We start from the raw sequence: 18,823 nt of genomic DNA, 5'->3' as shown, positions 1-18,823 counted from the left end.
AGCTAGATGCAGCTGGGCTGGTAGGCCGGATCAGCGGGGCCGGACGCCTGGCTCAGTGCGTGGGCCACGATCTGGTGCACCACGGGGTCGTTCGGCGTCTGGTCGTGTTCGAAGAGGTCGGCCGGGCACTTGTCCTGGATGGTGATGTTGGTGACCTGCCGTGCCGCGCCGGCAAGGAACTGGCTGTTGTAGGGAATGACCACTTCGTCGTAGACCGTGGAGATGACGGTGTAGGACGGTCCTGCCACGGTGTCGCCGATGGAGTTGAGCTTCTGCATGAACGCCGAGCCCGCCTGCTGGTCGGCGCAGGCGGCACAGCCCAGGGCGGTGTAGTCCGGATCAGCGACAACGTCCGGCGGCGGGAGGATCACACCTTCCGTGCCATGGTTGGAGGGCGCGATGCCAACGAGCTGGTGGACGTACTTGGCTCCGCCCAGGAAGCCCATGTAGTAGCGGGGCATCATGCCGCCCTGGCTGTGGCCCACCAGGTCCACTTGCTTGGCGCCGGTGGCAGCGCGTACCGCGTCCACGAACGGTGCAAGTTCCTGCGCCGAGTCAGCCACCGGCGCAGTGGCATACACGCCGTTCGTCTCGCCGTAATTCAGGGCGAAGACGCAGTACCCGGCGCTCTTGAGGTAGGGCGACAGCGTGGACCAGTTCTTCGCCATGCTCTCGAAGGTCCCGGGCACCAGAATGACCGGATACGGATGCTCGGCGGTTGGTTTGCAGGACCAGTCGTTGGCGCCCGGCGGCGCGATGTCGAGGGTGCCCGCCTGGGCGGGGGCAACGGCCAGGGACCCGGCCAGGACGGCGGCTGCGGCGATGGACAGAGTTTTGGAGAGCGGTGACATAGAAACCTCGTTGTTTGTGTGTCAGGGGGTTGGACCGGCCGCGGGTGGTGTTTTTTCGTGACAACCAAACCTTGGCCGGTACTCAAATGTAGGCAGCCGACACATCCGTTCAGCCTTGACTGCACGGATGTGCAGTAGGAATGGCTGCCCGCCGGCATCCCCTGCGTCGAGGCGAAATGTCCTCAGTCGCCGCGTTATTACTAGCCAGTAGCTATTTGCCCGGGCGTTAGCTTCCAGAGAGGTGAGTCCGAAGCATGTGCACAAACGTTCATGACCGGAGCGACCGGCCGGTCGGCAGGCCTACCGGACGGCCCTGTCCGCGTTCACGCGGCCATAAGCCCAGTACGTGCCGGTGCCGGAAATCTTGTCGGCGGTGGATTCCACATTTGCGCGGACGGATTGTTGCGTGGCGCCGGGATGTGAACTCCAGGCAAGCGCGGCTGTGGCAGCGACGATGGGTGAGGACATTGAGGTGCCGTTGCCGACGTCGTAACCGAATGAGCGGTTGTTCTGCGTCCCGAGGACGAAGCTGTGGTTCGGGAACGTCGAATACACATTGACTCCGGGCGCTGCGACGTCCACCCAGCTGGCCCCGTAGGTGGAGAAGGATGCCTTGGCGTCGGTGTTGTCGGTTGCGGCGACGGCAATGACATTGGGGTATGCGCCCGGGTAGATCTTGGTCTGATTACCGCCGTTGCCTGCTGCCGCAACCAGCACCACGCCCTGATTCCAGGCGTTATTGACGGCAGTTTCGAGTGTGCGCGACGCCCGCACTCCGATGCTCATGTTAATGACCTTCGCACCGTTGCTGACGGCCCAGTTGATGCCGTTCGCGAGGCCTGAGCTGGATCCGACGCCGCTGTCGTTGAGCACTTTGCCGGCCAGGATCGTGCAACCCGGGCACACCCCGGCTACACCCATCGTGTTGTTGGCGGTGGCGGCAACGATGCCGGCGACGTGGGTTCCGTGGCCGTAATTGTCTTCGTTGGTGGCCGCACCGCTGTAGTTGGCGCGTGCAACAACCTTCGGGTTGATGTCCGGGTTGTCGCTTGCGACGCCTGAATCGAGAACGGCAACTCTTATGCCGCTACCGGTGGTGACGTTCCAGGCTTCCACGGCGTCGACGTCGGCGTCCGCTTTCCCTCCGGCGACGGACAGGGTGCCGGCGGTGTTGGTGAATGACTGACCGTTGTTTTGCAGGGCGTACTGGCGGGGGAAATACTCGTCCGACGTTGCGGCGGTGACCAACTCGTCCGGCTCGGCGTACTCCACTGCCGGGTTCCGGCTCAGGGCGTCAATGAGTTGAAGCTCTTTGCCGGCCGGTACGTTGATGAGCTGGGCGCCGGTGCTGCCGATGCCCGGGCCTTCGCTGAGGCCGTGCCCGCGCAGCACGCCGGCCGCCGCACCGGGGTCGCGGAATTTGACCATGATCTGTCCCGTGACGGGTGACGACTGGGCCGCCGCGCTACTTGGAACTGCTGCGGCAATTCCGCCGAGGCCCATGGCTACCGCTGCTAAACCGGCTACAAAGATCTTTTTCATTCAGTTATCTTGCGGCAAACTTCAGCAGCTAGATAGAGGCAGAGGGCGAGACAACACATGGGTCTTCCGTTCGACGACGGCTCCGCACCTGAGCCGGTGGTTGAGCCTGCCGAGACCCGGTGGTTCAATGGTCCGGCTCCTGAGCGAAGAACCGCAGGGCCCTGTCGGCCACGAGTTCAGGCCGGTGGTCAGCAAGGAAATGCCCCTCACCGGGCAAAATCTCCGTGGTCACATTACCGCCGCGTCCGGGGCGATGGCCCATCCCCTGCAGGGTCCCGGATGGTTCCATGGCTCCGGTAAGGACGAGGGTCCGCACGGCAAAATCGCGTCTGGCGTAGGTGCCGAAGATAATAGCCATGAACGCCGGGAGGATCGTGGCACGATATAGGGCCGAGCCCGCCAAGGCCCTCTCGCGCTGGGCCATTGCCGCGTAGTAGAGCTGGATGTCCTCCTCCTTGACTCCGCCAGCAGGCTCGAATGCCGTGAAGAGGTGCCGCACAACTTTCTCGTTTTGCTGCACGCGCGGACCGATCCCCGGAGCCGCGATCGCGAAGGCGTGCCACAACTTGGGGAAGAGTCCCAGCAGCCGGGCGTTTGGCCTGATGTGCACATCAGGGGCGCCCGTGACAACGAGAGCCTCCACCAGGTCGGGCCGGTTCATGGCCAGTTGCTGGCCAATGATGGCGCCCCAGTCGTGGGTCAGGAACCGCGCCCGCGTGATATCCAGTGTGGCCATGAGCTGGACGATGTCATCGACAAGGGTGCGGGCGTCGTAGCCTTTTGTGGGGGCGTCGGTCCAGCCGAAGCCCCGTTGGTCCACGGCGATTACCCGGTAGTGCTCGGCCAGATGCGGGATGACGCCATGCCACTCCCACCAGTTCTGCGGGAATCCATGGAGCAGGAGAAGCGGCTGCCCCCGCCCCGCCTCCGCTACGTGCATCCGTAACCCACGCACATCTATCCATCGGTGGGTCACGCCCGCAAGGTGCGGCATGGCAATTCCGGCAACGACGCCGCCTGGCCTTTCCATGCACTCAAAATACTCCGTCTGTACCGGGCACCCAAGGGCTCCACGTCGAACTGGTGCTGTTTCTTGAGGGCACGTACGACGACGATGTGCAGCGTCCGCTGCTCGATGGCCGGGCGCCGTTCCGGGCACTACTTGAGGCTGAGCACCTCGTCGATCGGGCGGCCGTTGACGAACACCCGGGCGCTCGTGGCCCCGGCCGCAGTCATGGCTGTGTACTCCAGCTGCGCTTTGGCGCGCGGGATGTCGCACACACCACCCAGCATGAACTGCCCGGTGAGGTAGATCGTGATCGTGCTGCCGTCCAACTCCCCGCCGACGTAGCTGAGGTTCGACTGGTACAGGACGTTCACGAGCCCCGACAGTCCGACGTCGCGGCTCTTGTTCGCGAGTAGCGTCCCGACGCTGGGGCCCACCTGGTCCGTGAAGCGGACCGGGGCCGTCGTGGTAGCGACGAGGCTGTCACCGCAGCCGATCAACGGCCCGGAGACACCGGCGTCGCCGACGGCGACGTAGTAGATGGTCAGCGGGGCCACCTGCTCCGGGAGCCCGGTGGAGGTAGGTTCCGCCGTCGCCGTCGGGCTCGCAGGAGCGGACGACGGCGGGGTAGTCGCTGTAGGGGTCGGGGTGACCGACGGGGTGGTCGCGGACGGGCTTGCGGTCGTGGTCGGCGCGGCGGAGCTACTCGTGGGCGACGACGTCGTCGGCGGCGTCGTAGTCGCGGCGGCGGACGTGCTCGTGGGCGCCGGAGCCGGCGGGCCGAAGCAGCCCGAGAGCCCGAACAGGGCACAGACCCCGAGAACGCTGACTGCCGTAAGCCTGGGCCTGGTCATGATGCCCCCTTGAGTGCGGGCCCAGCATTTTCGGAGCCCTGCTTCAACGTACGCCTGAAGGTTCCTCCGGAACAGGGACTTAAGTCCGGCGTCGAGGCAAACTCCGGGCCGGCCGGAAGCGGCACTATCGGTTCAGCTTGCCCGTGTCCGCGATGGTCCCCCGGGCCGCCCCTTCCTCCGGAGTACGTACCTCGCGGTGAGGGCTGCAAGAAGGCCGGCGAGAGTCACCAGTTGCACTTCGTCAAAGGACAGCCCGTCAATGTTCGGCTGCAGTTCCTCTTCCGTCGCCCAGCCGAACCAGACCTCGCTGACCAGTATCCCCGCAAGGAAATAGGCAGCGGCCGAGTAGAGCCACAGCCAGCGCGTAATGCCTCGCCCGACGATCAGGTGCGCCACAACGCCGAAGGCCAGCGCCATGACCGCAAGCAGTGCCAAACCTGCAATTCCCAGGTCCCATTGCGCCACCGCCGATCACCTCCCCGCCACTCTTCCTGCCATGAGTCTCCTCGCTCGGACTTTATGAACGTAGAGCCGATGGTCCCCGATGCCCGCTGATTCCGCGGCACCGCGCGAGAGAGGGTTTCCCGTTTCGGCCCCGGAAGTGAGAGAGCGTCCGGGGGAAAGGGTGCCAAAAGTGAGAGAGCGTCCGTCGAAAAGGGGAAAGAACTGAGAGAGCGTTGGAGAGGGTTACAGCGACGCCCCTCCACAGATCACGTAGTTCTGGCCGGTGATGGACTTCCCGTGCGGTCCCAGCAGGAAGGCGGCAAGCGCGGCGACGTCGTCCGGGTCCACCAGGGCACCCAGCGCCGGCAGCTTCACCGGGGTGGCGGCCCGGCCGGGGTCGTTCAGCATCGGGGTGTCGGTCGGGCCCGGGGAGAGCACGTTCACGGTAATCCCCCGCGGCGCGAGTTCCTGCGCCCACGTCCGGCCCAGCCCCATCAGCGCAGCTTTGGTCGCAGCGTAATGACTCTTGCCCGGCATCCCGGTGGAGGTGCGGCTGCCCAGCAAAACGATGCGGCCGCCGTCGGGCATGGACGGCACCAAAGCGTTGGCCAGGACACTGGCGGCGGCCACGTGAACGGTGAACATGCCCGAAAGGGCCGACGGGTCCAGCTCCCCCAAGGGAGCGGTCCGCTGGAATCCGGCGGCATGCACCAGGGCATCAGCCGGGGGCAGCCCGGCCAGCGCACCGGGCAGGGATTCCGGTTCCGAGAGGTCGGCCTGCAGCCACTCGAAGCCCTCCCCCAGGGAAGACTCGCTGCGGCTCAGCCCGGTCACCTTCCACCCGTCGGCCAGCAGCCGCGAGGCGATCGCCTTGCCGATTCCCGAGCTGGTGCCGGTGACGACTGCGTGCTTCGTCATTCGTCCCCGCCAGGAGTGGTGGTGCCTTCGTACGCCCACTGCGGGTCCACCCGGACGAACTTGATGGCCTGCCGGAAGTACGTGTACGCGATGTTCAGGGAACCGTCCGGGCCCTGGTGGATGGTCGGGTAGGAGTATTCACGGTTGAGCCCGTCGCGGGAGTTGTTGGACAGGCAGTACCCGTCCCCCACGTCCAGGTTCCGGCGGATCGGCCACGAACGGCCGGAATCCTCGGAGATGGCCAGGGTCATCGGCGAGCGCGGGGTCCCCCAGAAGGCGCGCTTGACGCCGTCGTCCCCGGAGAAAGCTGCAGCATCCGGCTCGGCCAGCTGGCCCTGCTCCTCGGCCAGGCCGTCGTCGTCGATCTCGTCGTAGAGGGACAGCCGGCGCTCGGTGTTTTCCTCCGCCCGGCTGTGGTTGTACACCAGGGCCAGGCGGCCGTCGGCGAGCGCCGTGAACTGGATGGAGGAGTTGTTGTTGGGCAACTCGGTGGGAACCGGCTCGCTCCAGGTGGAGCCGTCGTCGGTGGAGCGGGATTCGTAGATCGAGTCCGCCCAGCGGCTGCGGAACAGGGCCAGCAGGGTTCCGTCGGCCACCGGCTGGATGTTCATGTGGACGCAGCCCAGGCTCCCCGGCAGCACGTGCTCGGCCCAGGTGGCGCCGGCGTCGTCGGAGATCATCACGGCGCTGTCGTCGCTGTTCCCCACCCATTTCTCCCCCGGCGTGGTGATGCACCGGAAGATCGGGACGATGAGGCGGCCGGACGGCAGCACCACCGGGAGCTGGCGGACAAACACGCCGCCGGTTTCGTTCGCGGGGAACAGCGTTTCCACCTCGCCCCAGGTGCGGCCGCTGTCCGTTGACGTACGACGGCGGACCTCGGCGGTGTCCTGGTTGCCCGCCTTCTGCGCGGTGTACAGGAGCCACAGCGCGCCATTTGGCGCTATAAAGAGGATGGGGTTCTGCTCGGAGCGGGTGGAATCGTCGGAGAGTTGCTGCGGTGCGGACCACTGGCTGCTGCCGGGCTCCAGCGTGGAGAACCAGATGGAGATGTCCGGCACGCCTTCCTGGGTGCCGCCGAACCAGACACAGCCCAGCCGGCCGTCCGGCAGGGTGAGCAGGTTGGCCGCGTGGCTCTGCACGGTGGGCGCCGGGAGGTAGGCGAAGTCCGCGCCGTCCGCCCGCTTTACGGTCCCGTCCGGGGTGATGGTGCTGTAGTCGTCGGTGGTGGTGTTCTGCATCGGGATCAGCTTTCCTTGGTTCCGGCATCGGAGCGGGCGGCGTCGAGGTGGGCCTTGGCGATCTGTTCCAGGTGCGTGAGGTCCGAGGCGACGGTGGTAAAGGTGTAGCCCTGGCGCAGCCGGAGTGCCGCCACCTCCCCGGCAGCCGTGTGGATGCCGGCGGCGATGCCCGCGGAGGCTGCGGCCTCGGCGATGGTCTCCAGCGCGACGTTGAATTCGGTCTCGATGGCCGGATCCCCCGGGAAGGCTCCGCCCACGGCGATGGCCAGGTCCGACGGTCCCACGTAGATGCCGTCCAGGCCGGGGGTGGCACAGATTTCCTTGACGTTGGCCAGGCCGTCCGGCGTCTCGATCATGGCGAACACCAGGGTGGCGGCGTTGGAGTCCGCCGGCTTCGGCCCGATCCGCAGTGCCGAGCGCATCGGCCCGTAGGAGCGGCCGCCCATGGGCGGGTACTTGGCGGCGGCCACCGCGGCGGCGGCGTCCGCGGCCGTGTTGACCAGCGGAACGATGACGCCGACGGCGCCGGCGTCCAGCGCCTTGCCGATGGCGGTCAGGTTGTTGTCCTCCACCCGGACCATGCCGGCGGCGGTGTGCCCGGCGTCGATGGCCATCAGCCCGTTCAGCACGCCTGAGTAGCCGAGCAGCCCGTGCTGCGCGTCCAGGGCAACGTAGTCATAGCCCAGCCGGCCGATGCGTTCGGTGGCCACGGGCGCGTCCAGCACCGCCCAGTAGCCCACGGCCTGTTCCCGGGCGCGGATCTTGCGGGCGAATTCGAGGGCCAGTTCGGATGTCATCAGAGTCCTTCAGTTTCGGTGATCGGTTCAGGAAGCAAGTAAGCGTCAGCGGTTGTAGGCGGGCATCGGGCCGCGGAGTCCGGTGCCCACGGCGTCGCAGGCGTCCACGACGTCGGCCGGCAGCGGCCCGTTGGCCACGGCGGCGATGTTGGCGTGGAGCTGTTCCACCTTGGAGCCGCCCAGCAGCATGGAGCCCACGCCGTCCCGGTAGGCGAGCCAGCGCAAGGACAGCTCAGCCAGCGTGATGCCGGCACCGTCGGCGATGCGCGCGAGTTCCTCGATGGCGTCGAACAGCTGCCGGTCCCAGTAGCGCTGGGTGTACATGGCAGCCAGCTTGGAGTCGCCGTAGCGGCCCTCGGTGGGCTTGGCGTCGAAGCTGTGCTTGCCGGTGAGCAGCCCGCCGCCCAGCGGGTTGTAGACCATGGTGTGGACGTTGTGGGTGGCGGCGAATTCGAGGTATTCCTCCTCCACCCGGCGCGCCACCAGGTTGTACAGCTGCTGCGCGACGACGGGCCGCGGCGCGCCCACTTCACGCGCGGTGTGGATGACGTCGGCGATCTGCCAGGCGGCGAAGTTGGAGACACCCAGCGCGCCGATCTTGCCCTCGCCAAACAGCTCGGCCACCGTGGCCAGCGTGTCCTGCAGGGGTGTGAGGCGGTCCGGCTGGTGCAGGTAGAACAGGTCGATGCTGTCCACTCCGAGCCGGCGGAGGCTGCCTTCCACGCTGTTGCGCAGCCCGGCCGGGGACAGCGGCGAGTGCTCGCCGTGGTCCGGGTGCGGCATACCGGCCTTGGAGGCGAGGATGACGTCGCCGCGCCGCCCCTTGAGGAGGCGGGAGAGCATCTCCTCGGTGGTTCCCCCGACGTAAGCGTTGGCGGTGTCGATGGTGGTGATGCCGGCGTCGAGCGCTTCCTCCACCATCCGCCCCGCGGTGGCCTCATCGACAGTGTCGCCGAACGTCATGGTCCCCAGGACCAGCCGGGAGATGGGAAGTTTCAGGCCGTCCACCTGGGCGCCTTCGGGCTGCTTGCTCATGCGTTGATTCCTTGCGGTTGCGTTTGTCAGAAAGTACAGAAGGGCTAGCTCGTCTGGTTGGCGAGCGCCAGGGAGCGGACCAGGTGCCGCGGCTTGAGGCCCGTCATGGTGGAGGGGTCCAGCGCGGCGCGGCGGAGCTTGCGGGTGTAGTCCTCCTTGGGGGCGGTCAGGACGGACGCGGTGGAGCCGTATTCAACCAGCTTGCCGCGCTGCATCACCATGACGCTATCGCTGATTTCCTGCACCACGCCCAGGTTGTGCGAGATGAATACGTAGGTGATTCCCGTTTCGTCCTGGATGGATTTGAGCAGCCGCAGCACCTGCGCCTGCACGGACACGTCCAGCGCGCTGGTGGCTTCGTCGCAGACCAGCAGTTCGGGCTTGGACGCGAGCGCCCGGGCGATCCCGATCCGCTGGCGCTGGCCGCCGGAGAACTCGGACGGGTGCTTGTCCAGAGACTTGACGGGCAGGCCCACCTGGTCGATCAGCGTGGCGGCCGCCTTGTGCCGCTCCGCCTTGGACCGGACGCCCTGCAGCTTCAGCGGCTCGGCCACGATTTCCTGCGCCGTCATGTGCGGGTCCAAGGAACCGTACGGGTCCTGGAACACCATCTGGAACTTGGAACGCAGCGGCCGCAGCTTCGCCTCGCTCATGGAGGCGATGTCCGTGCCGTCCAGCTCGATGTACCCGCTGGTGGGGGTCACCAGCCGCATCAGGGCCTTGGCGATGGTGGACTTTCCGCAGCCGGATTCACCCACGACGGCGATCGTCTTGCCTTTGTCCACGGAGAAGGACACGTCGTCGACGGCCCGGAAGGTGCCGCCCGGTACGTGGTAGTCCACCACGAGGTTTTCGACGGCGAGGAACGGCTTCGTCATGGCTTTGCTCCAGTTGTGGTCAGGGGTGTGGCTGCGGGGGTTTCGTCCCAGGGTCCCAGGACGGGCACGGCGGCCAGCAGCGCCCGGGTGTACTCGGTGGCGGGGTGGTCCACGATCTGCTGGACGTCCCCGGATTCCACGAACCGGCCGTCCTTCATCACGTGGATGCGGTCCGAGATGAGCCGGGCCACGCCGAGGTCATGCGTGATCATCAGGATGCCGATGCCGCGCTGCTCCTGCAGTTCCAGGAGCAGGTCCAGGATGCCGCCCTGCACGGTGACGTCCAGGGCCGACGTCGGCTCGTCCGCCACCAGCAGCTGCGGCTCGCTCGCCAGGGCGATGGCGATCAGCACGCGCTGCAGCATGCCGCCGGAGAGCTGGTGCGGGTACTTCTTCAGCTGCTTTTCCGGGGTGGGGATGTGCACCTGCTCCAGGAGCCGGACGGCCCGGGCCTGCAGGGCGCCCTTGTCCTTGGCCGAGGCGGCGCCGGCGATCCGGATGGCCTCGAAGAGCTGGCTGCCGATCGAGTGGACCGGGCTGAGCGCCGTCATGGGGTCCTGCGGGATCAGCGCCAGGGTCTTGCCGCGCACCTTGTCGATGGCCTTGGGGTCCGCGGTGACGTCGACGCCGTCGATCAGCACGGTGCCGGACAGCACCGCCAGGTCCTCGGGCAGCAGGCGGAGGATGCCCATCGCCGTCGTCGATTTACCGGAACCGGACTCACCGATGATGGTGACCGTCTCGCCCCGGTGGATGCTGAAGCTGACGGAGTCCACGGCGCGGATGATGCCGGCGTCAGTGATCAGTTCCACCTGGAAGTCGCGGACCTCCAGGAGCGGCTGCTCGGTGAATTTGGGCTGCTCGGCAGCCTGGCCGGCAGCCCGGCGGCCGCCGGCAGAGGCGGCGGAAGCGGGAGTTTGTGCGGTCATGTCAGGCACCCTTCTTCTTGCGGCGGGGACGGTCGCGGAGGCCGTCGCCCAGCAGGTTCACGCCCACCACCATGAGCACGATCACCAGGCCGGGCAGGGTGACCATCCACCAGGAGGTGGTGATGTAGTCCTGGCCGTCGGAGATGATGCGGCCCCAGGTGGCGAAGGGGCGCTGCGGGCCGGCACCCAGGAAGCTCAGCGCGGATTCGAGCAGCACGGCCTGGGCCAGCAGGAGCAGGACCACCAGGGTGGCCTGCTTGATCACGTTGGGGATGATGTGCTGGACCAGGATCTGGATCCGGTGCAGGCCCAGGATGCGGGCGGCGGAGACGTAGGGCTTTTCGCGTTCCACCAGCACCATGGAGCGGGTGAGGCGGGCCACTTCGGGCCATTGGGCGATGGCGATCACGAAGGTGATCACCGGGATGGAGGGGCCGAACAGGGCCACCACCAGCAGCAGCATCATGAGCAGCGGCAGGGACATCTGGGCTTCGAGGAGGCGGGAGACGATGGTGTCCACCCAGCCGCCGAAGTAGCCGGCGGCCGCGCCGAGGATGATGCCGATGGCGCCGGAGACCAGCACGGCCAGCACGCCGATGGTCAGCGAGACCTGGCCGCCGTGCAGCACCCGGGAGAGCAGGTCGCGGCCCAGCTGGTCGGTGCCGAACAGGTGCCCGTCCGTGAACGGCGGCAGGCGGCGGGCGGCGAGGTCCTGGAAGTTGGCGTCCGGCAGCGGCAGCACCTGGGCCAGGATGATCGGGATGATCACCAGCAGGGTGCAGACGGTGCCCACGATCAGCTTCCATTTGGCGGCATTACGACGGCGGGTGGCGCCTGCCTTGGCGATGTCCGCCTTGGTGACGGCGCTGGGGCTGGGCTGCCGGGCCGGTTGACCGGCCGCTGTGGGGGTTGCGGTGTCGAGGCTCATGCTGTTGCCGCCTTTCCAAGACGAACGCGGGGATCAAGGAGCGGATAGGCGAGGTCGATGACCAGCTGGACACCCACCGCCAGCAGCGCGGTGAGGAGGACCGTTGCCTGGATGAGGGGGTAGTCGCGGGTTTCGAGGGCCCGCACAATCAGGGAGCCGACGCCGGGCCAGGCGAACACCACTTCCACCACCACCACGCCGTTGAGCATGGCGGCGAAGCGGGTGCCCAGGGCGGTGAACACCGGGATGGCGGAGTTGGCCATGGCGTAGCGCCACGTGAGCACCGAGTTCTTGACGCCGCGGGAGCGGGCCACGGTGAGGTACGGGGCGGCGAAGTTGGCGGTCATTTCGCGGCGGACCATCCGGGAGATCAGGGCGATCTGCAGGATGGCGATGGTGATGGTGGGGAGCACCAGCCCGCCCCAGGTGGCAAAGCCGGAGGCCGGGAAGATCGGAATCAGCACGGCGAAGCCGGTGAGGAGCATGATGCCGGTCCAGAAGTCGGGCATGGACTGCCCGGCGATGGTCAGCACGTTCACGCCGAGTTCCTTGCCGGTGTCCGGCCGGCGGGACATCCACACACCCAGCGGGATGGCGACGACGGCGGTGAGCAGGATGGACGCGGTCGCCAGGGTCAGCGTGTAGGGCATCCGCTCGGCCACCACCTGCATGGCGGGGGCCTGGAAGGAGTAGGACTGGCCCAGGTTGCCGCTGAACAGCTGCTGCAGGAAGATCCAGTACTGCTCCAGCACCGGCTTGTCCAGGCCGAACTGTTCGCGCACCTTGGCGAGCTGCTCGGTGGTGGCCAGCGGCCCGGCGTAGGACACGGCGGGGTCGCCCGGTGCCAGGCGGATGAGGACAAAGACGGTGGACACGGTGAGGAACACGGTCAGCAGGCCCTGTCCCAGGCGCTTCAGGATGTAGTTCGTCATGGCTTAAGCCTCCAGCCGGACATCAACGAGCGGGTAGGAATTGGTGGGCGCCAGGTTGATTCCGGACACCCGCTTCCGGTGGGCGAGGACGGATTTGGGCACGAACGCCCAGGCGCACGGCCAGGTGTCCCAGACTGCCTGCTGGGCGTCGTTCAGCAGTTCGGTCCGGCGGGCCGGGTCCGCTTCGGCGGAGGCGGCCTGGATCTTGGCGGTGACCTCGGGGATCACGTAGCCCTGGTAGGTGTCGCGGGTCTTTTCCTTTTCCGGTGTGCCGGAGTACATGCCTTGGAGCATGGTGATGGCCAGGCCGGTGGGGCTGGGGTAGCCGTTGCCCAGCAGGTCCCAGTCCCCTTGCTTGCCTTGGCGCCAGGCCAGGATGTTGCCGCCGGGTTCGAACTGCTGCAGCTCGGCCTTCACGCCGATCTTGCCGAACATTTCCACCAGGGCCTCCATCACGGAAGTATCGGAGGCGAACTCGCCGGTTTCCCAGATGATCTTGAGGGTGAGGTCCTTGACTCCGAGCTCGGCGAGGGCTGCCTTGGCCTTCTCGGGATCGTAGACGTATTCACCGGTCTTGTAGTAGCCGGTAAGGCTGGACGGCGTGACGCCGGCAGCCTGGGTGACGGAGTCCACCAGGACGTTCTTCACCAGCGCTTCGCCGTCGATGGCCATGCTCAGGGCCTGGCGCACCTTGGGGTTGGCCAGCGGGTGGCCGGCCGGCTTGCGGAAGTTGAAGAAGATTTGGTTCAGGCGGAGGCTGGAAGCTTCCTGCAGCGTGACGCCGGGAAGTCCGGCGAGCTGTTCGCGGGAGTCGGGCGTGATGGAGTCGATGATGTCCACCTCGCCGCTGCGCAGGGCGATGACGCGGCTGGATTCCTCCGGAAGGAACCGGACTTCCACGTTGTCCACCTGCGGTGCCGGGCCCCAGTAGTTCTTGTTGCGTTCCAGGCTGTAGGTGCCGGCGCCGCGGTTGTACTTGGTGACCACATAGGGGCCGGTGCCCAGGCCTTCCTGCAGTTCCTCCGGCTTGTTCTGCGCGGCCGGGGTAATCAGGATCATGCTCATGAGCGAGTCCAGGATGGGGACGGGCTTCTTGGTGACCATCTTGAAGGTGCGCTCGTCCACCGGAACCACCTCGGGGAATTCGGGGAAGAAGCCGGCCACGAAGGAGCCCTGCACCTGCTTGTACATTTTGAGGGCGGTGGCCACGTCCTCGATCTTCACGGGACTGTTGTCCGAGTAGCGGACGCCTTCGCGGAGCCGGACGGTCCACTCGGTGGGGCCGGTCATCTCGAAGCGGTCCGCGAGGACCAGGATGGGCTTGGTTTCGGGGCCGATGGCGGTGAGGCCCTGGCGGACCGAGCGCTGCACGGTGACGGCGGCGTCGAACTGGTTGAGCTTGTTGTCCAGGCTGACCAGGGACCGGTTGAGGGCCAGGGTCAGGGTGCTGGGTCCCGGCAGGCCGGTGGGGCCGGCGCAGCCGGCGAGGCTTCCTGTGCCCAGCAGAAACCCTGCCGCGGCGCCGAACTGCAGCAGCCTGCGGCGGGAAATCTCACTTCCTTGAGGAAGAACGGTCATCGTTGACCTCTCGGTTTGAACGGGGACGGCCTGCCGGTTTGGCTGCGCCGAATGTTGTCTCCATCACTTTGCCACTCCTGCGCAATTTGCGCAACCCCTCTAGCGCGATTCGCGCAACCGTGTCAGAATGAATGCATCCCCGCACCTGGCGGGGGTCAACCGACTACCAGCGCGAGAGGAGCAATGTGGCTTCCGTGTATGTGCAGGCCGACGATTTCTCCGGCGCCGCCGAGGTTGGCTACTGCTTTGTGGAGCATGGGCTGTCCGCGCAGGTCCTGCTCGGAACGGGCAACCCTGAGGCAACGCACGACGGCGGCACCTCCTCGCAGGGGCACGTCACCGACGTGGTGGTCACCGATACGCATTCGCGCGGACTTCCCGAAGCCACTGCCGGGGCGCTGGTGGCTGAGGCCTTCTCGAGTTCTTTAGCTGCCGCCGCGCAGGTGGCGTTCAAGAAGATCGACTCGCTGTGGCGCGGGAACATCCGTGCCGAACTCGCCGCATTGACTGGGCTGGGCTACCACGCCGTTATTGCCGGGGCACTCCCCCAGCTGCAGCGCTCGGTCCTTGACGGACGGCCGTTCGTTGCCGGGACTCCCCTGGCCCAGACGGAGCTGTGGCAGGCCGAACTGTCCGCGCCGCCCGCCGACATTCCTTCGCTCCTCCGCCCGGAGGATCCGGGCTCGGTGCGGCGACTGGATCTGGCCGGGGTCCGGTTCGGCTCAGTTTCCGCGAAGCTCGCCGGGCTGCTGGAATCCGGGCAGCCAGAGGTGGTGGTGGCGGACGGCGAGACCGTGCAGGACCTGGAACTCGTGGTGGGCGCCCTGCTGGCACTCGGCTTCAGCGCCGGCGGCCGCCGGATCGTGCTGGTGGGTACCGGCGGAACCGCGGACGTGCTCGCGCAGCGGCTCGCTGCACAACCTGCGCGAAACACGCAATCCGGGGCACAGGCTGAGGCAACGCCCACTGAACCGCAGGGATCCGCCAGGCCGGTGCTCGCCGTCGTCGGCTCCGCCTCCCGAACAGCGCAGGCCCAGCTGGCGCAGCTGGAAGCGCGCGGTTTCACAGTGATAAGGCTGCACCCGCTGTATGCCGGCGCCACCGGCGCGTACCAATCGGACCTGGCCGAAGTCCGGCAGGTCCTGGCAGCGGGCAGCAACGTGGCCGTCACCCCGGTGGCCGGACGGGTGGACCCGGCAAAAGCCGCCGGCATCGTCCGCGCCCTTTCCACGTTCGCCGCCGAGGCGGCCAAGGGATCGGACGCGGACCTGATCCTCACCGGCGGCGAGACGGCCCGGGAAGTCCTGGACGCCGTCGGCCTCCACCGGCTGGTGCCGCTCGCGGCCGTGCAGCACGGGGCGGTGCTCAGCCGCGCCGAGGACGGAACGCTGGTGGGCACCAAGCCCGGCAGCTTCGGCAATGACCTGGCCCTCCTGCAGCTTTACGACCAAATCCGGGAGCGCCGCGGCCAGTCCGCGCCGGCTCCCGCCAACACCCTTCCCAGCAAGACTTCCGAACGATCTGGAGCAGACATGACAACCGCAACGAGCAAGACCGAGCAGAACGCCCTCCCCATCGTGGCCGTCACCATGGGCGACGGCGCCGGGGTGGGGCCGGAGGTGGTGGTGGCCGCCGTGCTGGATCCGCAGAGCAACGCCGAGTGCCGGCCGGTGGTGATCGGCGACGCGCTGCGCCTGCGCCAGGCCGCGGATGTCCTGGGCATCGAGGCGGACATCCAAGTGATCGAGAACGTGGAGGACGCGGTGTTCACGCCGGGCCGGGTGAACGTGATCGACCTGGCGCTGCTGCCGGAGGACCTGCCGTGGGGGAAGCTCTCCCCCGTGGCCGGCCACGCCGCGTACGAGTACATCCGGGTGGCCAGCGAACTGGCCATGGCCGGGAGGGTGCAGGCCATCTGCACGGCGCCGCTGAACAAGGAGGCGCTGCACGCCGCCGGGCACATCTTCCCCGGGCACACCGAGCTGCTGGCGCAGCTGACGGGCACGGAGGAAGTGTCCATGATGCTCTCCACGCCCAAGATCCGGGTGATCCACGTGACCACGCACATCGGGCTGATGGACGCCATCCGCAAGATCAACCCGGACCTGGTGGAGCGCACCATCCGCCGCGGGCATGAGGCGCTGGTCCGGGCGGGCATCCCGAACCCGAAGATCGGCGTCTGCGCCATCAACCCGCATGCCGGCGAGAACGGGCTGTTCGGCCAGGGCGAGGAAGCGGAGAAGATCGAACCGGGCGTGAAGGCCGCGCAGGCTGCCGGGATCGACGTGACCGGCCCGCTGCCCGCGGACACGCTGTTCTTCCTGGCCGGCCGGGGCGATTACGACCTGGTTGTGGCCATGTACCACGACCAGGGGCACGGCCCGGTGAAGGTGCTGGGCATCGAGGCCGGCGTGAACATCACGGTGGGCCTGCCGGTGATCCGCACGTCGGTGGACCACGGCACCGCCTTTGACATTGCCGGCAAGGCGATCGCTGATCCGCGGAGCATGGTGGAGGCGCTGCACCAGGCAGCGGAGATGGCCACCCGGCCTTCCGTGGCCGTGTAGCAGCGCTGTTTTCTTGGGGGCCGGAACTAGCATGGTTATCACGCCCACGCGAAGGAGACCGGGAATGCTGAGCGCAAATGCCAGGCGCGAGGAGATCTACCACCTTGCTGTGACCACCGGCCTGGCGTCCGTGGAGGAGCTGTCGGCCCGGTTCGAGGTGACGGCCTCCACCATCCGTCGCGACCTGGCGTTGCTGAACGGGCAGGGCCGGCTGGCCCGCACCTACGGCGGCGCGATGGCATTGGGCGCGCACCCGGAGGCGTCGCTGCGGCAGCGGACGGGTGAGGCGTTTGAGCAGAAGCACGCGATCGCCCGCTGGGCGGCGTCCGTGATCCGGCCCGGGGAGAACATCCTGCTCGACGCCGGCTCCACCGTGGGTGCCCTGGCCCACGAACTGCGGGGCTTCGACAAGCTGTCCGTGACCACACCCGGCATCAACACCATGCAGGAGCTGGCCGATTCCGAGGGCATCGAGGTGGACTGCCTGGGCGGCCGGCTGCGGAGCCTTTCGCAAAGTTTTGTGGGCCCGCTGGCCGAGGCGGCGCTGGAGCGAATGAGCTTCGACCGGGTGTTTCTGGGCGCCGACGCCGTCACCGCCGAGGACGGCATCTGCGAGGCCGACCATGCCCAGACCCGGCTCAAGGAGCTGATGGCCCGGCGAGGCCGTGAAGTATACGTGCTGGCAGACTCGTCCAAGCTCGGCCTGCGGCCGTTCCACGCGTGGGCTCGTTTGGCCTTGCCGTGGACCCTGGTGACGGACGACGGCGCCGATGCGGGGCAGGTGCAGAAGTTCCGGAATGCGGGGGTTGGGGTTGAGGTGGCTGAAGTATCGGCCGGTGGTTGAGCCTGTCCATCCACCTCGTAGGTGAGGATGTCGAAACCCAGTGAAATGACGCCTGCTCATAACAGGCGCCCCTATTCGTTAGTCCAGGACGCAGTTGCTAGACTTGTAGAGCGACAAGTCCAGGTTTTTTCTGGCAGCGAAAAGGGACGGTGATCTTGGATCACCGTCCCTTTTCGTCATCTACTGCTCGCCCGGATGAGAAGCTTCTCCGGGAGACTCTCCGAGGTAAACCAGCTTGTAGAGAACCTCATAAAGATCCTTCTGGCCAGCAAACCCAGCCTGTGACGCCATCCACGGATTGTGCTTCCCTTTCTCCCAATCGACTTCACTGAGGCGGCCGACAAGGTCGGCCATGACTTCGTAAAACTCTTCGTCATCTTTGGACTTTTCGAGGCAGCTGGTGATTACGTCCTGGCCAAGCTTCGCCAGCGAGGCGACACCAACCAGGTCTTTCAACCTGTAGCTGACTTCCGTTTCTTCAAGCTGGCCGTTCTCCGGGTTCCGTACCATGCGTGTCTTTTCCAGCCAGGCATTTTCGCAAGCGCTTGCAACCATCTTCCAAAACTTCTTGGCCACTTCTTTTGGCGCCAGCTTGCGAGCCCGCAACCGGTCAAGAGTGCGCTCCGGAAACATCTGGCTTGTTGCCCGACGCAGGCCTTCATACGTGACGGAACGGTTCGCATCCCGGGCACCTGTCATGTTGATGCGGTCATCCCAAACCGAATCGCCGTCAGTGGCCACTGCGAAGGAGATTTCGCGGACCGCTTGCGCGTGGCTGCCATCACCTTCTTCGGTGTACACCTTCGTTACCTCGATGAGAGCCTTTGGAAGCTTTCGCTGGTTCGTGTTGATGTCGTCAAAGAGGGCGGCCTCTTCGGCATACCTCAGGCCGTAGAAGAGCATGACGGGGACGTCAGCGTTGAACTCTTCATCTTTTTCCCAGGCCCAGTACAACCCATTCAGTCGGTGCTGACCGTCAACGATGGAAAATACGGACTTATCAAATGCGGCGTGGATGCCGTCGATATCGCCGGCCTCAAAAAGCTCATGGAATTTTTTGATCTGAGCATCGTCATAGACACGAACGGAAGCGATGATCGCCGGAATCAGTTCCCGATTCCGGCCCTTCATGTAGTACTTGCCAATGCCCGAGAATCGTTCGGTCATTGGATTCCGCTGGTAGCCGTGATTTTTTGGGGACGGCGACTGCGGATCGACGTCATTGTAAGTCGAGATGAATGCCAGCTTCTTCAACAAATCAGGAGTGAGGGAAGCCAGTGCGGACTTTCCCGGCTCCAGAACAGTCTTGATGCTCATCCGGGAACTCTCCGCCTTTTCAGCTACGAAATCCGGGGTGCTTTTATCAATCACTTCAGTAGTCATTTTGATTTTTCCAATCCGATTGTTCTTATCGGAATCCCAGAACCAAGAGTAATGTTTGCGACAAGTCCAGGCTTCAAGATTCGGAACCATGCTTGG

Annotated in this window: 17 protein-coding genes; 2 read left to right on the top strand and 15 right to left on the bottom strand. The window is 66.3% G+C overall.

Features of this window, described 5'->3' with window-relative positions; all coding sequences use genetic code 11:
* Nucleotides 1-2: 2 nt before the first annotated feature.
* The 14 genes from ACFVWT_RS14150 to ACFVWT_RS14085 all read right to left on the bottom strand — a co-directional run bounded on the left by ACFVWT_RS14150 (nucleotide 3) and on the right by ACFVWT_RS14085 (nucleotide 13,933).
* Complete coding sequence (locus ACFVWT_RS14150; protein ID WP_390248750.1) at nucleotides 3-851, bottom strand: esterase/lipase family protein; 849 nt, start codon at nucleotides 849-851, stop codon at nucleotides 3-5.
* A 300-nt stretch (nucleotides 852-1,151) separates the two neighbouring features.
* A complete protein-coding gene (locus ACFVWT_RS14145) occupies nucleotides 1,152-2,393 on the bottom strand; it encodes a S8 family serine peptidase (protein ID WP_390248748.1) in 1,242 nt (413 codons plus the stop codon).
* A gap of 124 nt (nucleotides 2,394-2,517) precedes the next feature.
* Nucleotides 2,518-3,423 carry an alpha/beta fold hydrolase gene (locus tag ACFVWT_RS14140; RefSeq protein WP_390248746.1) on the bottom strand — a complete coding sequence of 302 codons (906 nt, stop codon included), beginning with the start codon at nucleotides 3,421-3,423 and terminating at the stop codon, nucleotides 2,518-2,520.
* 128 nt (nucleotides 3,424-3,551) lie between these two features.
* Nucleotides 3,552-4,253 carry a hypothetical protein gene (locus ACFVWT_RS14135; protein WP_390248744.1) on the bottom strand — a complete coding sequence of 234 codons (702 nt, stop codon included), beginning with the start codon at nucleotides 4,251-4,253 and terminating at the stop codon, nucleotides 3,552-3,554.
* A gap of 132 nt (nucleotides 4,254-4,385) precedes the next feature.
* Nucleotides 4,386-4,718 carry a hypothetical protein gene (locus tag ACFVWT_RS14130; RefSeq protein WP_390248742.1) on the bottom strand — a complete coding sequence of 111 codons (333 nt, stop codon included), beginning with the start codon at nucleotides 4,716-4,718 and terminating at the stop codon, nucleotides 4,386-4,388.
* A gap of 222 nt (nucleotides 4,719-4,940) precedes the next feature.
* Nucleotides 4,941-5,615, bottom strand: coding sequence for an SDR family NAD(P)-dependent oxidoreductase (locus ACFVWT_RS14125; RefSeq protein ID WP_390248740.1), 675 nt, complete (start codon nucleotides 5,613-5,615; stop codon nucleotides 4,941-4,943).
* Nucleotides 5,612-6,856, bottom strand: coding sequence for an exo-alpha-sialidase (locus ACFVWT_RS14120; protein ID WP_390248738.1), 1,245 nt, complete (start codon nucleotides 6,854-6,856; stop codon nucleotides 5,612-5,614). Before ACFVWT_RS14120 ends, ACFVWT_RS14125 begins: the two co-directional genes overlap by 4 nt.
* Nucleotides 6,857-6,861: 5 nt before the next feature.
* Nucleotides 6,862-7,653: an HpcH/HpaI aldolase/citrate lyase family protein gene (locus tag ACFVWT_RS14115; protein ID WP_390248737.1), complete on the bottom strand. Its 792-nt coding sequence runs from the start codon at nucleotides 7,651-7,653 to the stop codon at nucleotides 6,862-6,864.
* A gap of 45 nt (nucleotides 7,654-7,698) precedes the next feature.
* Entirely contained in the window at nucleotides 7,699-8,688 is a 990-nt protein-coding gene (locus tag ACFVWT_RS14110; RefSeq protein ID WP_390248735.1) for an aldo/keto reductase, read from the bottom strand.
* Nucleotides 8,689-8,732: 44 nt separating this feature from the next.
* Nucleotides 8,733-9,566, bottom strand: coding sequence for an ATP-binding cassette domain-containing protein (locus tag ACFVWT_RS14105; protein ID WP_390248733.1), 834 nt, complete (start codon nucleotides 9,564-9,566; stop codon nucleotides 8,733-8,735).
* Complete coding sequence (locus tag ACFVWT_RS14100) at nucleotides 9,563-10,495, bottom strand: ABC transporter ATP-binding protein (RefSeq protein WP_390248732.1); 933 nt, start codon at nucleotides 10,493-10,495, stop codon at nucleotides 9,563-9,565. The genes ACFVWT_RS14105 and ACFVWT_RS14100 overlap by 4 nt, the downstream gene beginning before the upstream one ends.
* A 1-nt stretch (nucleotide 10,496) precedes the next feature.
* Complete coding sequence (locus tag ACFVWT_RS14095) at nucleotides 10,497-11,423, bottom strand: ABC transporter permease (RefSeq protein WP_390248731.1); 927 nt, start codon at nucleotides 11,421-11,423, stop codon at nucleotides 10,497-10,499.
* Nucleotides 11,420-12,355 (bottom strand): ABC transporter permease, encoded by a 936-nt coding sequence (locus ACFVWT_RS14090; protein WP_390248729.1) that lies wholly within the window; start codon nucleotides 12,353-12,355, stop codon nucleotides 11,420-11,422. The genes ACFVWT_RS14095 and ACFVWT_RS14090 overlap by 4 nt, the downstream gene beginning before the upstream one ends.
* A gap of 3 nt (nucleotides 12,356-12,358) precedes the next feature.
* Nucleotides 12,359-13,933 carry an ABC transporter substrate-binding protein gene (locus ACFVWT_RS14085; RefSeq protein WP_390248727.1) on the bottom strand — a complete coding sequence of 525 codons (1,575 nt, stop codon included), beginning with the start codon at nucleotides 13,931-13,933 and terminating at the stop codon, nucleotides 12,359-12,361.
* Between the two features lie 185 nt (nucleotides 13,934-14,118).
* Here ACFVWT_RS14085 and pdxA point away from each other — a divergent pair, with 185 nt between their 5' ends.
* Nucleotides 14,119-16,500: a 4-hydroxythreonine-4-phosphate dehydrogenase PdxA gene (pdxA, locus tag ACFVWT_RS14080; RefSeq protein ID WP_390248801.1), complete on the top strand. Its 2,382-nt coding sequence runs from the start codon at nucleotides 14,119-14,121 to the stop codon at nucleotides 16,498-16,500.
* 64 nt (nucleotides 16,501-16,564) lie between these two features.
* A complete protein-coding gene (locus ACFVWT_RS14075) occupies nucleotides 16,565-17,344 on the top strand; it encodes a DeoR/GlpR family DNA-binding transcription regulator (protein ID WP_390248725.1) in 780 nt (259 codons plus the stop codon).
* A 180-nt stretch (nucleotides 17,345-17,524) separates the two neighbouring features.
* On the opposite strand, the gene ACFVWT_RS14070 is transcribed toward ACFVWT_RS14075, so the two are convergent.
* Nucleotides 17,525-18,817: a DGQHR domain-containing protein gene (locus tag ACFVWT_RS14070; RefSeq protein ID WP_390248723.1), complete on the bottom strand. Its 1,293-nt coding sequence runs from the start codon at nucleotides 18,815-18,817 to the stop codon at nucleotides 17,525-17,527.
* Nucleotides 18,818-18,823 lie beyond the last annotated feature (6 nt).

The sequence above is a fragment of the Arthrobacter sp. NPDC058288 genome, from assembly GCF_042880995.1.
GTDB lineage: Bacteria > Actinomycetota > Actinomycetes > Actinomycetales > Micrococcaceae > Arthrobacter.
The sequence above is the reverse complement of the archived record's forward strand: the minus strand, read 5'-3'. Positions and strand labels throughout refer to the sequence as shown.

Coding starts and splice junctions, on each gene's coding strand:
- ACFVWT_RS14135 (WP_390248744.1), bottom strand. CDS start 4,253: ATGACCAGGCCCAGGCTTACGGCAGTCAGCGTTCTCGGGGTCTGTGCC.
- ACFVWT_RS14095 (WP_390248731.1), bottom strand. CDS start 11,423: ATGAGCCTCGACACCGCAACCCCCACAGCGGCCGGTCAACCGGCCCGG.
- ACFVWT_RS14150 (WP_390248750.1), bottom strand. CDS start 851: ATGTCACCGCTCTCCAAAACTCTGTCCATCGCCGCAGCCGCCGTCCTG.
- ACFVWT_RS14125 (WP_390248740.1), bottom strand. CDS start 5,615: ATGACGAAGCACGCAGTCGTCACCGGCACCAGCTCGGGAATCGGCAAG.
- ACFVWT_RS14070 (WP_390248723.1), bottom strand. CDS start 18,817: ATGGTTCCGAATCTTGAAGCCTGGACTTGTCGCAAACATTACTCTTGG.
- ACFVWT_RS14075 (WP_390248725.1), top strand. CDS start 16,565: ATGCTGAGCGCAAATGCCAGGCGCGAGGAGATCTACCACCTTGCTGTG.
- ACFVWT_RS14115 (WP_390248737.1), bottom strand. CDS start 7,653: ATGACATCCGAACTGGCCCTCGAATTCGCCCGCAAGATCCGCGCCCGG.
- ACFVWT_RS14140 (WP_390248746.1), bottom strand. CDS start 3,423: ATGGAAAGGCCAGGCGGCGTCGTTGCCGGAATTGCCATGCCGCACCTT.
- ACFVWT_RS14100 (WP_390248732.1), bottom strand. CDS start 10,495: ATGACCGCACAAACTCCCGCTTCCGCCGCCTCTGCCGGCGGCCGCCGG.
- ACFVWT_RS14085 (WP_390248727.1), bottom strand. CDS start 13,933: ATGACCGTTCTTCCTCAAGGAAGTGAGATTTCCCGCCGCAGGCTGCTG.
- ACFVWT_RS14105 (WP_390248733.1), bottom strand. CDS start 9,566: ATGACGAAGCCGTTCCTCGCCGTCGAAAACCTCGTGGTGGACTACCAC.
- ACFVWT_RS14145 (WP_390248748.1), bottom strand. CDS start 2,393: ATGAAAAAGATCTTTGTAGCCGGTTTAGCAGCGGTAGCCATGGGCCTC.
- ACFVWT_RS14090 (WP_390248729.1), bottom strand. CDS start 12,355: ATGACGAACTACATCCTGAAGCGCCTGGGACAGGGCCTGCTGACCGTG.
- ACFVWT_RS14120 (WP_390248738.1), bottom strand. CDS start 6,856: ATGCAGAACACCACCACCGACGACTACAGCACCATCACCCCGGACGGG.
- ACFVWT_RS14110 (WP_390248735.1), bottom strand. CDS start 8,688: ATGAGCAAGCAGCCCGAAGGCGCCCAGGTGGACGGCCTGAAACTTCCC.